A 13,610-nucleotide genomic window follows, 5' to 3' on the forward strand; every position below is an offset into this window, starting at 1 on the left:
TGCGACGTTTCGTCTCAGGTTTGATTGCCATTCCCAAGGGCCGTCGCTACAGTGTCGGCCCGTTTTTGTTGCCTTGCTAACGAATTATGACGCCTCTAGAACGATATCAAGTTGATCTGAAACGCCCGGACTTCTTTCACGATGCCGCACAGGAAAATGCCGTGCGCCATCTGCAGCGCCTGTACGACGACCTGGTGGCGGCTTCCCAAAGCAAGCCGGGCCTGTTCGGCAAGCTGTTCGGCAAAAAAGAGCTGACGCCGGTCAAGGGCATCTACTTCTGGGGTGGCGTAGGCCGGGGCAAGACGTATCTGGTCGACACGTTCTTCGACGCGTTGCCGTTCAAGCAGAAGATGCGTACTCACTTCCACCGCTTCATGAAGCGCGTGCACGAAGAGATGCGTACCCTCAATGGCGAAAAGAACCCGTTGACCATCATTGCCAAGCGCTTCTCGGATGAAGCACGGGTGATCTGCTTTGACGAATTCTTTGTGTCGGACATTACCGATGCAATGATTCTGGGCACCTTGATGGAAGAGCTGTTCAAAAACGGCGTTACCCTGGTTGCGACGTCGAACATCGTGCCGGACGGTTTGTACAAGGACGGCTTGCAGCGCGCGCGCTTTTTGCCTGCCATTGCACTGATCAAGCAAAACACCGAGATCGTCAACGTCGACAGCGGCGTCGACTACCGTCTGCGTCATCTGGAGCAGGCCGAACTGTTCCACTTCCCGCTGGACGAGGCTTCAGAGAAAAGTTTGCGCGAGAGCTTCAAGGCGCTGACGCACAACTCTACCCGGGCGATTGAAGGCGATGACCTGATCATCGAAAACCGTACCATTCGCGCCCTTCGCACTTGCGATGACGTGGCCTGGTTCGATTTTCGCGAATTGTGCGACGGCCCGCGTAGCCAGAATGACTACATCGAGCTGGGTAAAATCTTCAACGCTGTGATCATCAGCGGTGTGGAGCAGATGGACGTTAAAACCGACGACATCGCCCGACGCTTTATCAACATGGTCGACGAGTTCTATGACCGCAACGTCAAGCTGATCATCTCGGCTGAAGTCGAACTCAAGGACTTGTACACCGGCGGGCGCCTGAACTTCGAGTTCCAGCGCACCCTCAGCCGTCTGCTGGAAATGCAGTCTCACGAATACCTGACCAGGGCGCACAAACCCTAGTCGAAAAAAAGGCCTGCATTGCAGGCCTTTTTTTTGCTCTTCAGAACCCGGAAGGCGTCTTCAGCATCGGGCTATCAAGCCCGTCACCTGGAATTCAAGCCACCTGTTTTACGCCCGCCTGCAAGAACTGCTGCCGATATTGGTTCGGTGACAACTCAGTGTGCTGGCGAAACAGTCGGGCAAAGAAACTCGCGTCGTCATAGCCCACGTCGTAGCTGATGGTCTTGATGCTTTTGCGCGAGGCCGAAAGCAGTCCCTTGGCCGTTTCTATGCGCAGGCGTTGCAGGTAGTGCAGGGGTTTGTCACCCGTGGCTAGCTGAAAGCGGCGCATGAAGTTGCGGATGCTCATGCCATGATCGCGAGCGACGTCTTCAAAGCGAAACTTGTCGGCAAAGTGGTCTTCGAGCCATTGCTGGATTTGCAGAATGATCACGTCCTGGTGCAGCTTCTGGCCGCCAAAGCCAATGCGCCCGGGGGTGTAGTTGCGCTGCACCTCGTAAAGAATGTCGCGGGCCACGGCCTGGGCAATGTTGGCGCCGCAGAAACGTTCGATCATGTAGATGTAGAGGTCGCAGGCAGAGGTCGGCCCGCCGGCGCAGTAGAGATTGTCTGCGTCAGTGAGGTGCTTGTCCTGATTGAGGTGAACCTCAGGATAGCGCTGGGCAAACGTGTCGAAAAAACGCCAGTACGTGGTTGCTTCCTTGCCATCCAGCAGCCCGGCTTCTGCGAGCCAGAATACCCCGGTGGCTTCCGCGCACAGGACTGCGCCGCGAGCATGCTGCTCGCGCAGCCACGGCAGGACTTGCGGGTAACGCTGGCAGATTGTGTCGAAGTCTTCCCCGAAAGCCGGGAGGATGATGATGTCGGAGTCCTCCAGGCCGCCATCGACGGGGAGCACTACATTGCTGAAGCTGACTGCGGGTTTGCCGTCGGGGCTCACCAGCCGCGTCTCGAAGGTGGGGGTAAGACCGCGGCCCAATTGCTTGCCATGACGCAGGCTGGCGAGATGAAAAAAGTCCTTGGCATGCATCAGGGTCGAGGCGAATACCCGATCGATGGCCAGGATGCTGACGCGCCGCAAGGGCGTTGAGAGTTGATTAGACATAGACATATTTTGATTATTCTTATAGGTGAAATTGGTCAACTTACGGCTGGATCGTCTTATTTTTTTTCCTGTGTGTCTAGGGGGAGGTTACGCCGCCCCTGTAGATACTCTGTTGCAGGTCAAGCTTTCGATAGGTGTTTTTCATCGAAAAGCTTGGCCGTATCAAAAGGCTCACCGCTGCGGATGCATGCCCAAATACCTGTCAGATATTTGCGCATGATTGCCCCAATTGCCTGCATCTTCTTCTTACCTCGGCCGACCAGTCCTTCATAGAACGCCTTAACAATGGGGTCACAACGCAGCGCGCTCAATGCGGGCATGAACGTCGCCGCGCGCAAGTAGGCATTCCCGGCCTTACTCATCCGGCCAGGCTTGTTCAAACTCGTTCCTGACTGCGTCAGACGCACGTCCAATCCTGCATAGCGGCTCACCTGGTTCGATTTCAACGTCGACGGCAAGGTCACCAACTCGGCCAGCATCGCAATAGCCGAAGCCTCTCCGATGCCAGGCCCTGCAATCATGCATTTGTAGCTTCTGCTCAGGTTCGGGCTTTCGAGAATCAGTTCAAGTGCGGCCTTGCGGAAGCGCTCAATGCGCTTGTCCAAGGCGTCGATGGCATCCTCTTCGTCCTCGATCAGCATCGACGACGTACTTTCGGTTGCCTTGAGTGCGTGCAACTCATTTTTGGCCTGCGTGCGGCGGCCGGTCAGGCGGTTCAAATGTCGTCCCAAGGCACGCAGTTCCAGCATTTGCGCGGTTGGCGCAGTCCATACCCGCGGCGTCATACGCTCGGCATACTCGGCCAGCAATTGAGCATCGATTTTGTCGGTTTTGCTGTTAGCCAGCATGATCTTGGCAAAGTTATGTGCACTTTTCGGGTTGATCACCGCCACGGGTAAGCCGGCGTTGGTCAGCTTGACGGCCAAGTCCAAGTAATAGACGCCGGTGGCCTCCATGACGATCAGCTCCGGCTTCAGGCTGAGCAACTTTTTCACCGCCAATGAGTGGCCTTTGGCGCTCTGTTCGATGGTCCAGTTTCCAACGACGTTTCCATCTTTACGCCACGCCATAGGCGCAGTTCGAGAGCCAATATCTACACCAACGACGAGAGCCATGTGTTCCACCTCAACGAAAAAAAGTAGAATGCTTCCGGTTCCCCGACCTCGCACTTCATGCCATCACAACCTTGTAATACGAAGTCCGACTTGTCGGCTTCTGGTTACTCTTCGTGGTAGGCAATGAGGCGGGGGGCCTCTCTACAGACAAGGTCAGGAGCAAATCCTGCCTTAAGCAGCTATCGGCCTCCCCGAAACGCTTTTTGTACACGCCCCGGCATTTTCTTGGGCACCGGGAAAACATACAAGCAGCTGCCGCAGGCTGCGTCCGGCAGCGTAGCCGTCGTAAGGTCGGAGGTTGCGCACTGACAGTTAGTCGGCGCTCTCAGGTTTACGATTGCTTCGCAATCGGACGTCGCCTTCGGCAACTGCTACGAAAACGGTTTACAGCAGGATCAAGGCGCCGGGTTTGGCTGGTCCTTGTGAATCGCTTCGATGCCCGCCAGCACGTCATCCGACAATTTCAGGTCGTGGCTGGCGATATTGCTTCGCAACTGCTCCAGCGTCGTCGCCCCAATGATGTTGCTGGTAACGAACGGTTGTTGGGTGACATAGGCCAGTGCCATTTGTGCCGGATCCAGGCCGTGTTCGCGGGCCAGAGCCACGTAGCGCTCACTGGCAGCCACCGCTTGCGGGTTTGAATAGCGCGAGAAGCGGCTGTAGAGGCTCAGGCGACCTTTTGGCGGTTGGGCGCCGCCACTGTACTTGCCCGACAGCATGCCGAACGCCAGGGGCGAGTAGGCAAGCAGGCCGCACTGTTCGCGAATGGCAATTTCCGCCAGGCCCACTTCAAAGCTGCGGTTGAGCAGGTTGTAGGGGTTCTGGATCGATACCGCACGTGGCCAGCCACGGCTCTCGGCCAGTTGCAGGAACTTCATGGTGGCCCACGGCGTTTCGTTGGACAGGCCTATGTGGCGGATCTTGCCGGCCTTGACCTGCTCGTCCAGCGCCTGGAGGGTGTCCTCCAGTGGCGTGAAATCCTCGTCGGCGTTGTGCTTGTAGCCAAGCTGGCCGAAAAAGTTAGTGCTGCGCTCGGGCCAGTGCAACTGGTAGAGGTCGATCCAGTCTGTTTGCAGGCGTTTGAGGCTGGCGTCCAAGGCTTGCACGATGTGGGTGCGGTTGTGTTTGAGGTTGCCGTCGCGGATGTAGTCGATACCGTTGCCGGGACCGGCGATCTTGCTCGCCAGCACCCAGTCGGCGCGATCCCCGCGTTCCTTGAACCAGTTGCCGATGTAGCGCTCGGTGCTGGCGTAGGTTTCGGCCTTTGGCGGCACCGGATACATCTCGGCGGTGTCGATGAAATTGATGCCGGCATTTTTTGCGTATTCGATTTGCTCGAAGGCTTCAGCCTGGGTGTTCTGCTCGCCCCAGGTCATGGTTCCGAGGGCGATTTCGCTTACTTTCAGATCGGTTCGGCCTAGCTTGCGGTAGTCCATCGGGTGCTCCTTCGGGTAAACAAACATAAAAGCAGGTTGTAATTTTTTGCGCAATCTGGATAATTGCCGACCTCTTTCTGCAGTGGAAGTGATGCGCCGCCTGCCGAAGAATCTTGCCGTTGAACGGACGCGCTGACCCGAGCCCCCGATAGCGTCTGTATCCGGCTGCCTTTGACTTGTCAAAGTACGCACTATTCAGTAAGATCTGCCGTCTAATTTACAGGGCGGCCCCTGAGGCTATAAAGAATGAAAACTTTTACTGCTAAACCAGAAACAGTAAAGCGCGACTGGTTTGTCGTCGACGCTGCTGGTCAGACCCTGGGTCGTCTGGCCACCGAGATCGCGAGCCGTCTGCGTGGCAAGCACAAGCCGGAATACACTCCGCACGTTGACACCGGTGACTACATCGTTGTTATCAATGCTGAGCAGATCCGTGTCACTGGTGCTAAAACCACTGACAAAATGTACTACTCTCACTCCGGTTTCCCGGGCGGGATTAAGTCGATCAACTTCGAAAAGCTGATCGCCAAAGCTCCTGAGCGCGTGATCGAGACCGCGGTTAAAGGCATGCTGCCTAAAAACCCACTGGGTCGCGACATGTACCGTAAGCTGAAAGTCTATGCGGGCGCTGCTCACCCTCATACTGCTCAGCAGCCCCAAGAACTGAAGTTTTAACGGAATAGTTCATTATGTCGGCGACTCAAAACTACGGCACTGGCCGTCGTAAAACCGCAACTGCACGCGTTTTCCTGCGTCCAGGTACCGGTAACATCTCGATCAACAACCGCACTCTGGAGAATTTCTTCGGTCGCGAAACTGCCCGCATGGTAGTTCGTCAGCCGTTGGAACTGACTGAGACTGTCGAGAAATTCGACATCTACGTCACCGTGATCGGTGGTGGTGTAAGTGGTCAAGCTGGCGCAATCCGCCACGGTATCACTCGCGCACTGATGCAGTACGACGAAACCCTGCGTGGCGCTCTGCGCAAAGCTGGCTTCGTAACTCGCGATGCTCGTGAAGTTGAACGTAAGAAAGTCGGTCTGCGTAAAGCGCGTAAGCGTCCGCAGTACTCGAAGCGTTAATTCGCAGCTTCGTTCAAAAAAGCCCAGTCTCCTTCGGAGCTGGGCTTTTTTTATGGGTGATGAATTATTGGTGTGACAACTTGCCACATCCAGCAAACGCCTATACTACAAGGCTTGTAGCCGCCCGAGAGCGGTAATTACCTTGTCAGAGTAGGGGCTTTTCATTACCATTCTGCAAAATTTTTATAAGTTCAGATGCAAATTTAGTAGATGCCTGATTTAACAGGCCACAAAGCTGATGGGAGAGGACTGAATGAGCAATGACGGCGTAAATGTCGGCCGGCGTCGCTTCCTCGTAGCAGCCACATCCGTGGTGGGTGCTGCAGGAGCGGTGGGGGCGGCGGTCCCGTTCGTGGGGTCGTGGTTTCCCAGTGCCAAGGCGAAAGCCGCTGGCGCACCGGTGAAAGTGAATATTGCAAAGGTCGAGCCAGGTCAGCAAATGATTGCTGAATGGCGTGGTCAGCCAGTATTCATCGTACGTCGCACCGAGGAAATCCTGGCAAATCTGAAGAAGATTGAAGGGCAGCTTGCTGACCCTGATTCCAAGCAATCTGATCAGCCTGCTTATGTGAATCCGGAGTTGCGGTCGATCAAACCAGAAATTCTGTTGTTGATCGGTATTTGCACCCACTTGGGTTGCTCGCCTACGTTCCGTCCTGAGGTCGCGCCTGTTGATCTTGGCAAGGATTGGGTAGGTGGATATTTCTGCCCTTGTCATGGTTCGCACTATGATCTGGCCGGCCGCGTTTACAAGTCGCAGCCAGCCCCGCTGAACCTGCCAGTACCGCCCTACTATTATGAGTCGGACAACATTGTTGTCGTTGGCCTCGATGGGGAGAACGCGTAATGAGCAAGTTCATGGATTGGGTAGATGCCCGCTTCCCTGCCACCAAGATGTGGGAAGACCACCTCAGCAAGTATTACGCCCCGAAGAACTTCAACTTCTTCTATTTCTTTGGCTCCCTCGCATTGCTCGTTCTGGTTAACCAGATCGTGACCGGCGTGTGGCTGACCATGAGTTACACGCCGTCGGCAGAAGAAGCCTTTGCTTCTGTCGAATACATCATGCGTGACGTCGAATACGGCTCCATCTTGCGTTATTTGCACTCAACAGGTGCATCGGCGTTCTTTGTTGTCGTCTATCTGCACATGTTCCGCGGCTTGCTCTACGGCTCGTATCAGAAGCCCCGTGAGCTGGTGTGGCTGTTCGGCATGATGATTTACCTGGCCCTGATGGCAGAAGCCTTCATGGGTTATTTGTTGCCTTGGGGTCAAATGTCCTATTGGGGCGCCCAGGTGATCATTTCGCTGTTTGGTGCGATTCCGGTTATCGGTAACGACCTGACCCAGTGGATTCGTGGTGACTACCTGATCTCCGGGATTACCCTGAACCGCTTCTTCGCCTTGCACGTAGTGGCCTTGCCGATCGTGATTCTGGGTCTGGTGGTGCTGCACATTCTGGCGTTGCACGAAGTCGGGTCCAACAACCCGGACGGTGTGGACATCAAGAAGCACAAAGACGAAAACGGCATACCGCTGGACGGCATTCCCTTCCATCCGTACTACACCGTGAAAGATATCGTCGGCGTCGTGGTGTTCCTGTTCATCTTCTGCTCGATTGTGTTCTTCTTCCCGGAAATGGGTGGTTACTTCCTGGAAAAACCGAACTTTGAACAGGCTAACGCCTTTAAAACGCCGGAGCACATTGCCCCTGTCTGGTACTTCACACCGTTCTACGCGATCTTGCGTGCAATTCCGGACAAGCTGCTTGGCGTGATTGCCATGGGTGCCGCGATTGCAATGCTGTTCGTGTTGCCGTGGCTTGACCGCAGCCCTGTTAAATCCATGCGCTACAAGGGCTGGATGAGCAAGGTGTGGCTGTGGGTGTTCTGCATCTCCTTCGTGATTCTGGGTGTGCTGGGTGTATTGGCTCCGACCCCGGGCCGCACGCTGCTGTCGCAGGTGTGTACGTTCCTGTACTTCGCCTACTTCATTCTGATGCCGTTCTACACCAGGCTTGAGAAGACCAAACCGGTTCCGGAAAGGGTGACTGGCTGATGAAAAAGCTATTTGCTGTATTGATGCTCGCAGTTATGCCTGTGTTCTCCTTTGCGGCTGAACAAGGTGTGCAGCTCGACAAGGTCGACATCGATGTTTCTGACAAGGCTGCCATGCAGGATGGCGCGCGCACGTTCGCCAACTACTGCATGGGCTGTCACAGTGCCAAGTTCCAGCGTTACGAGCGCGTGGCGGACGACCTGGGGATTCCCCATGACGTCATGCTCGACAATCTGGTGTTCACCGGTGCCAAGATTGGCGACCACATGAACATCGGCATGCAGCCTGCTGATGCCAAGGCCTGGTTCGGTGCTGCACCGCCAGACCTGACGCTGGTAGCCCGTGTCCGTGGTACTGACTGGCTGTACAGCTACCTGCGCGCCTTCTACGAAGACCCGTCTCGCCCTTGGGGTGTGAACAACAAGGTCTTCCCGAACGTGGGTATGCCTAACGTTCTGGCGCCGCTGCAAGGCCGTCAGGTTGTGGGTTGCAAGCAAGTACAGATCGTCGAAGACGGCAAGAAGCAGTATGATCCGCTCACCGGCACGCCTTTGACGCATGAAGCGTGCGACCAACTGACAGTGCTGCCAAAAACCGGCGCACTGACTGAAGAGCAGTTCGATGAGAAGATCAAGAACCTTGTGACCTTCCTGGCCTACTCGGCCAACCCGGTGAAGCTGGAGCATCAGCGCATCGGTACTTACGTGCTGATCTACCTGGCCTTCCTCTTTGTATTCGCTTATCTGCTCAAGCGCGAATACTGGAAGGATGTGCACTGATATAGTTACACGCAATGCTGTTAATCGTGCGCGCCCGAGGGTGTCTCTGAAAAGGTAACAGTGCAGGACGGGTGGCAAGCGGGGTCCAACGACCCGGCTTGCCCAGGTTCTGCGGTTATCAGAGGCGTTCCTTGGGCGCGTTCGTTTTTCCGCTCCCGATAATTTCAACAAGCGAGGAGGACCGCCATGGGCGTGACCAATCGGTTGGCCTGTTACTCCGACCCCGCCGACCACTATTCCCATCGAGTACGCATTGTGCTCGCAGAGAAAGGTGTCAGCGCCGAGATCATCAGTGTGGAGGCGGGCCGTCAGCCGCCGAAGCTGATCGAAGTGAACCCTTACGGCAGCCTGCCAACCCTGGTCGATCGTGATCTGGCGGTGTGGGAGTCGACTGTGGTGATGGAATATCTGGATGAGCGTTACCCGCATCCGCCGCTGTTGCCGGTTTATCCGGTGGCGCGGGCCAATAGCCGTCTGCTGATTCATCGTATTCAGCGTGACTGGTGTGCGTTGGTTGATTTGATCCTTGATTCACGGACCAAGGAGCCTGCGCGTGTACAGGCCCGCAAGGAATTGCGCGAGAGCTTGACGGGTGTTTCTGCATTGTTTGCCGACAAACCTTTTTTCCTCAGTGATGAGCAAAGTCTGGTCGACTGCTGCCTATTGCCGATACTCTGGCGCTTGCCTGTTTTGGGTATTGAATTGCCGCGGCCAGCCAAGCCGCTGCTCGACTATATGGAGCGCCAATTTGCGCGTGAGGCTTTCCAGGCGAGTTTGTCTGGTGTCGAACGCGACATGCGCTAAGGCTTTAGGAGCCCTCGATGAATTCAAGTCGACCTTATCTGGTGCGTGCGCTCTATGAGTGGATCGTTGATAACGACTGCACTCCGCACATGCTGGTTAACTCTGACTACCCGAAGGTGCAAGTGCCTGCGGGTTTTGCCAGTGACGGGCAGATTGTCCTGAATGTTTCGCCAACCGCCGTGCGTCAATTGCACATGGACAACGAAGCAGTAAGCTTTGAAGGGCGTTTTGGTGGTGTACCTCACACGTTGTACGTGCCTATTGCAGCAATCCTGGGCGTTTACGCCCGCGAGAACGGCCAGGGCATGGTGTTCGACCTGGAAGAGTCTCTTGAGGCTGATGACGAGGTTGAGCCGGATGACGATGGGCCGCCGCCAGGCACCGAGCCGCCGCGTCCTACGGGCCGGCCAAGCCTGAAAGTGGTGAAGTGATAAAAAAGGCGACCTGAGAAGGTCGCCTTTTTTGTGTCTGGCAGTTGGGAGCTGTCAGTCGATGTACTCGAACAGTTTGACGATTTTCTGCACCCCGGAAACCCCTTGCACCAGGCTGGTGGCGCGGGCGGCTTCCTGCTTGGTCACGAGGCCGAGCATGTAGACGATGCCGTTTTCCGTGACGATTTTGATCCGTGAGCCAGGAATCGCGTTGTCGGTCAGCATCTGGGTCTTGATCTTGGTGGTCAGCCAGGCGTCGTTGTTGCGCGCAAGGATCGATGACGGTGCCATGACTTGCAGTTCGTTGTTGACCTTCTTCACGCGTTGAACGGCGGCGGCAGCTTGTTCGGCCTGGGCCTTGAGGTCTGCGCGCGGGGTCTGGCCGGCCAGCAGCACGATGCCGTTGTAGCTGGTGACAACGATATGCGAGCCGGTATCCAGGTCCGGGTTGGCCTTGGCCACGTTCACGGCGACTTTGGTTTCAATCAGGGAGTCATCGATTTTGCTGCCAAAGGTGCGGGTGCCGCGATCATCCTCAATGGGCTTGTCGCGGGTGGCGGTCAGTACCGAACTGCAACCGGCAGTCAGACCAAGACACAGGGTCAGGGCTATCAGGCCAAGGCGATTAAAAGTCATTCTTCACTCCCGAACAGTTGGCTGTCGATCAGATCGCACAAGCAGTGGATCGCCAGCAGGTGGACTTCTTGAATTCGTGCTGTGACATTGGAAGGTACGCGAATTTCCACGTCCTCGGGCAGCAGCAGTGAGGCCATGCCGCCGCCATCACGGCCAGTCATTGCGACGACGATCATCTCGCGATCATGGGCGGCTTGAATGGCCTGGATGATATTGGCCGAGTTGCCGCTGGTGGAAATGGCCAGCAGCACATCGCCAGGTTGGCCGAGTGCGCGGATCTGCTTGGAGAAAATCTCGTTGAAGCTGTAATCGTTGGCGATCGAGGTGATCGTCGACGAGTCGGTGGTCAGTGCAATGGCCGGTAGGCTCGGGCGCTCTCGCTCGAAGCGGTTGAGCAGTTCGGACGAAAAGTGCTGGGCGTCACCTGCCGACCCGCCATTGCCGCACGAAAGCATTTTGCCCTCATTGAGCAGGGCATTGACCATGACCTGGCTGGCTTGCTCGATGTGAGGGGCAAGCACTTCCATCGCCTGCTGCTTGGTGTCGATGCTGGCTTGGAAAAGCTGGCGAATACGGGATTGCATGTCCATCTATGTGACCTTAAGTAGGGCGGCTGGTCGGGCGTGATCCAGGTGTTCCTGAGTGACTTCCCGGCACAAGAATGTGCAGCCAGCAAAGCAAAGCAAAATCGTTTAAAAAAGGGTGCTGGAATCGGTCTGGCAGCGTTATTGGCTGTCAAAGGCATTCCGTAGCCAGTTCAATTGGGGTGTTGCGCTGTCCATTGTCACCACGTCAAACCGGCACGGGTGATCGGCCCAGCGTGCCTGGCGCTGCAAACAATGCTGGGCGGCAAGTATCAGCTTTTGACGCTTGCGTGCGTCAATGCTGGCCAGTGCGCCACCCCATTGCGCGTGTTGTCGGTAACGAACTTCGACGAATACTACTGTATCGCCGTCAAGCATGACCAGATCCAGCTCGCCGCGCTTGCATGACCAGTTTTGCGCCAGCAGGCGCAAACCCTGTTGCTCAAGATGCCGTAGCGCCATGCGCTCGGCATCCTTGCCAATGTCTTGGCTTGAGCGCTCGGGCATCAGTTTGGGGTAGCAGGCAGGCGTTGAGGCTGGCCATTGACGAACTCGGCCCACGGCAGCTGACGCTCGACACGCTGTGCCGGGCTCATGCTCAGGCTGCCGGACAAGCCGTCAATCCGGGTGTCGGGCAGTGCTTTCAACTGACCCAGGCTCGGTGCCAGGCGATAGGCGTCGATGCCCATCGCGTACAGGCGCCCCAGGCTGCCACCCGCTTGTGGCCATTGTGCGGTGACTTGTTGGCGCAGCGGGTTGGTTGTATCGAGCAACCAGGGTGTTTCACAAAAACGGATGCCGTTCATGTCGTTGTACTGGTTCTGGTCGCCACTGGCGCTGAATACATGGGAGGTCGCGTAAACCGGGAGGTCGCCGGCGTACTGGTAGTTCAGGGTCGGTTTGATCTGCTGTGCCTGCTGAGGGGTCGCGGCCAGGAAGATGAACTCCATGTCCTGGCGGCGCGTCGGTTGTGCAGAACCGCCGCCTTTGCGCAATTGCACCAGGTCTGCGACTTGCTGGGCCAGTGCTACGGGCTTGTCGATGTGTTCCGTGCCGACAATGGTGCCGCCGTGTGCTTCCCACTCCTGGCGGAATGCCTTGAGCACCCGGTCGCCCCATTCGCCGACTGGCACCATGGCGCCAGCACGGGTCAGGCCGTCGGCGCGTGCGCGTCGTGCCACTTCGCGGGCTTCATCTTCCGCTGCCAGACCAAACTGGAACAGTTGCGCCGGGCCTTGAGCGCCCTCGTTATAGTTCAGGGCCAGCGTCGTGATCGGTAATTGCGGGCGAGCACTGAGTTGTTTGACCAGGTTTTTTTCCAGTGGTCCAACGACCAGTTGCACGCCGTCGGCTTGTGCCTGGCGATAGAACTCGTCCAGGGACGTCAGGCGCGAGCTGTTGTAGAACTGAATGCTTGGCGGGTTTTGCCCTGCTTGCTGGGCCTGATAGTGCGCAGCCATAAAGCCGTCGCGCAGTGCTTTGCTCACGGAGGCCAACTGGCCGTCCTGCGGCAGTAGCAAGGCAATTTTGGTCAGGGGTTGGCTGGCCAGTTCCTTGAGCTTGATCAGGGGTGCTGGCAACTGGATGGCGGCAGGGTGAGCTGGGTTCTGCGCGCGCCACTGATCAATGGCGTTCTGCTGATCCTGCAGGGTGCCCGCGCTCTTGACGGCCAGGGCCAGGGACATCCAGCCGCCCAGCACGTCGTTGTTTTGCGCGTGCAACTGATCGACCGGCAAGGCGGCCACTAGTGCCCAAATAGCTTCATTGTTGCTATTGGCAGCGTCGCCGGTCAGGTTCGGGCTCATTGCTGTACGTTCGCGTGCGGCCGCTAGCGTTTGGCCGTCAGCTTCGAGGGCAAGGGCATGGACGGTATGCGTGCGCACCTGCAGGTCGGCTGGCAGCTGGCCCAGGATCGACAGGCTTGGGTGGTTCAAGGCGGCCAGCGCGGACTTGTGGTCATTGCGGCTCATCGCCAGCTCGGCTGCCAGCGTGCTGGCAAACACTTGCTGGGCAGGCTTGAGTTGATCCATTGGCACCAGAGCCAAAATTTGTGCTGCACGCGCAGTATTCTGCTGGCGCTGGGCGAGGTCGGCTGCCGAAAGGCGCAACAGGGCGGCCTTTTCCGGATTGGTGGTTTCGGATGCCTGCTGGAGCAACTGCTCGAGACTGGCGTCCGGGGTCCGTGGAAGTTCGCCAAGGCTGGACGAGGGCGAGCTGGCGCAAGCCGCCAACAGGGCAGCGAGGCAGAGGGCAGTGAACAGCCGCAGGCAAGCGATCATGTAGTGTTCCTGATACTCGATCAAATGAGTGGGGAAGTGTACCCAAGCACTGGCCGGGGCGCGATGTTAGAGGCAATAAAGCCTGAATTTAGATGTGATCTGTACGTTGTGCAGGTGAAA

Annotated in this window: 15 protein-coding genes; 8 read left to right on the plus strand and 7 right to left on the minus strand. The window is 56.9% G+C overall.

Features of this window, described 5'->3' with window-relative positions; genetic code table 11:
* Positions 1–86 precede the first annotated feature (86 nt).
* Positions 87–1,181, plus strand: a complete 1,095-nt coding sequence (gene zapE, locus V6P94_RS07390; RefSeq protein ID WP_133078910.1) for a cell division protein ZapE — start codon at positions 87–89, stop codon at positions 1,179–1,181.
* Between the two features lie 94 nt (positions 1,182–1,275).
* Here zapE and V6P94_RS07395 read toward each other — a convergent pair whose 3' ends face one another.
* The 3 genes from V6P94_RS07395 to V6P94_RS07405 form a co-directional block, all read right to left on the minus strand.
* A complete protein-coding gene (locus tag V6P94_RS07395; RefSeq protein WP_219261008.1) occupies positions 1,276–2,211 on the minus strand; it encodes a GlxA family transcriptional regulator in 936 nt (311 codons plus the stop codon).
* A 194-nt stretch (positions 2,212–2,405) separates the two neighbouring features.
* Positions 2,406–3,401, minus strand: a complete 996-nt coding sequence (locus tag V6P94_RS07400) for an IS110 family transposase (RefSeq protein WP_153400687.1) — start codon at positions 3,399–3,401, stop codon at positions 2,406–2,408.
* 395 nt (positions 3,402–3,796) lie between these two features.
* Positions 3,797–4,837: an NADP(H)-dependent aldo-keto reductase gene (locus V6P94_RS07405; RefSeq protein WP_326398467.1), complete on the minus strand. Its 1,041-nt coding sequence runs from the start codon at positions 4,835–4,837 to the stop codon at positions 3,797–3,799.
* A 246-nt stretch (positions 4,838–5,083) separates the two neighbouring features.
* Here V6P94_RS07405 and rplM point away from each other — a divergent pair, with 246 nt between their 5' ends.
* The 7 genes from rplM to V6P94_RS07440 all read left to right on the plus strand — a co-directional run bounded on the left by rplM (position 5,084) and on the right by V6P94_RS07440 (position 9,991).
* Positions 5,084–5,512: a 50S ribosomal protein L13 gene (gene rplM / locus V6P94_RS07410; RefSeq protein ID WP_007917032.1), complete on the plus strand. Its 429-nt coding sequence runs from the start codon at positions 5,084–5,086 to the stop codon at positions 5,510–5,512.
* A 14-nt stretch (positions 5,513–5,526) separates the two neighbouring features.
* Positions 5,527–5,919: a 30S ribosomal protein S9 gene (gene rpsI / locus V6P94_RS07415; protein ID WP_003216038.1), complete on the plus strand. Its 393-nt coding sequence runs from the start codon at positions 5,527–5,529 to the stop codon at positions 5,917–5,919.
* Positions 5,920–6,172: 253 nt separating this feature from the next.
* Positions 6,173–6,766, plus strand: coding sequence for a ubiquinol-cytochrome c reductase iron-sulfur subunit (gene petA / locus V6P94_RS07420; RefSeq protein ID WP_019823829.1), 594 nt, complete (start codon positions 6,173–6,175; stop codon positions 6,764–6,766).
* Entirely contained in the window at positions 6,766–7,977 is a 1,212-nt protein-coding gene (locus V6P94_RS07425; RefSeq protein ID WP_019823828.1) for a cytochrome bc complex cytochrome b subunit, read from the plus strand. Before petA ends, V6P94_RS07425 begins: the two co-directional genes overlap by 1 nt.
* Entirely contained in the window at positions 7,977–8,756 is a 780-nt protein-coding gene (locus tag V6P94_RS07430; RefSeq protein WP_019823826.1) for a cytochrome c1, read from the plus strand. Before V6P94_RS07425 ends, V6P94_RS07430 begins: the two co-directional genes overlap by 1 nt.
* A 186-nt stretch (positions 8,757–8,942) precedes the next feature.
* Positions 8,943–9,560, plus strand: coding sequence for a glutathione S-transferase N-terminal domain-containing protein (locus V6P94_RS07435; RefSeq protein ID WP_326398466.1), 618 nt, complete (start codon positions 8,943–8,945; stop codon positions 9,558–9,560).
* Between the two features lie 17 nt (positions 9,561–9,577).
* Positions 9,578–9,991: a ClpXP protease specificity-enhancing factor gene (locus V6P94_RS07440; protein WP_133078913.1), complete on the plus strand. Its 414-nt coding sequence runs from the start codon at positions 9,578–9,580 to the stop codon at positions 9,989–9,991.
* Positions 9,992–10,045: 54 nt separating this feature from the next.
* On the opposite strand, the gene V6P94_RS07445 is transcribed toward V6P94_RS07440, so the two are convergent.
* The 4 genes from V6P94_RS07445 to V6P94_RS07460 all read right to left on the minus strand — a co-directional run bounded on the left by V6P94_RS07445 (position 10,046) and on the right by V6P94_RS07460 (position 13,490).
* Positions 10,046–10,627 carry a BON domain-containing protein gene (locus tag V6P94_RS07445; protein ID WP_133078914.1) on the minus strand — a complete coding sequence of 194 codons (582 nt, stop codon included), beginning with the start codon at positions 10,625–10,627 and terminating at the stop codon, positions 10,046–10,048.
* On the minus strand, positions 10,624–11,217 hold the full coding sequence (locus V6P94_RS07450; protein WP_019408589.1) for a phosphoheptose isomerase: 594 nt from the start codon (positions 11,215–11,217) through the stop codon (positions 10,624–10,626). The genes V6P94_RS07445 and V6P94_RS07450 overlap by 4 nt, the downstream gene beginning before the upstream one ends.
* A gap of 135 nt (positions 11,218–11,352) precedes the next feature.
* The gene (locus V6P94_RS07455; protein ID WP_326398465.1) at positions 11,353–11,718 is read right to left on the minus strand and encodes a YraN family protein; all 366 of its coding nucleotides are present in this window, start codon (positions 11,716–11,718) and stop codon (positions 11,353–11,355) included.
* On the minus strand, positions 11,718–13,490 hold the full coding sequence (locus tag V6P94_RS07460) for a penicillin-binding protein activator (protein WP_326398464.1): 1,773 nt from the start codon (positions 13,488–13,490) through the stop codon (positions 11,718–11,720). The genes V6P94_RS07455 and V6P94_RS07460 overlap by 1 nt, the downstream gene beginning before the upstream one ends.
* Positions 13,491–13,610 lie beyond the last annotated feature (120 nt).

This window comes from Pseudomonas sp. ML2-2023-3, assembly GCF_037055275.1.
Taxonomy (GTDB): domain Bacteria; phylum Pseudomonadota; class Gammaproteobacteria; order Pseudomonadales; family Pseudomonadaceae; genus Aquipseudomonas.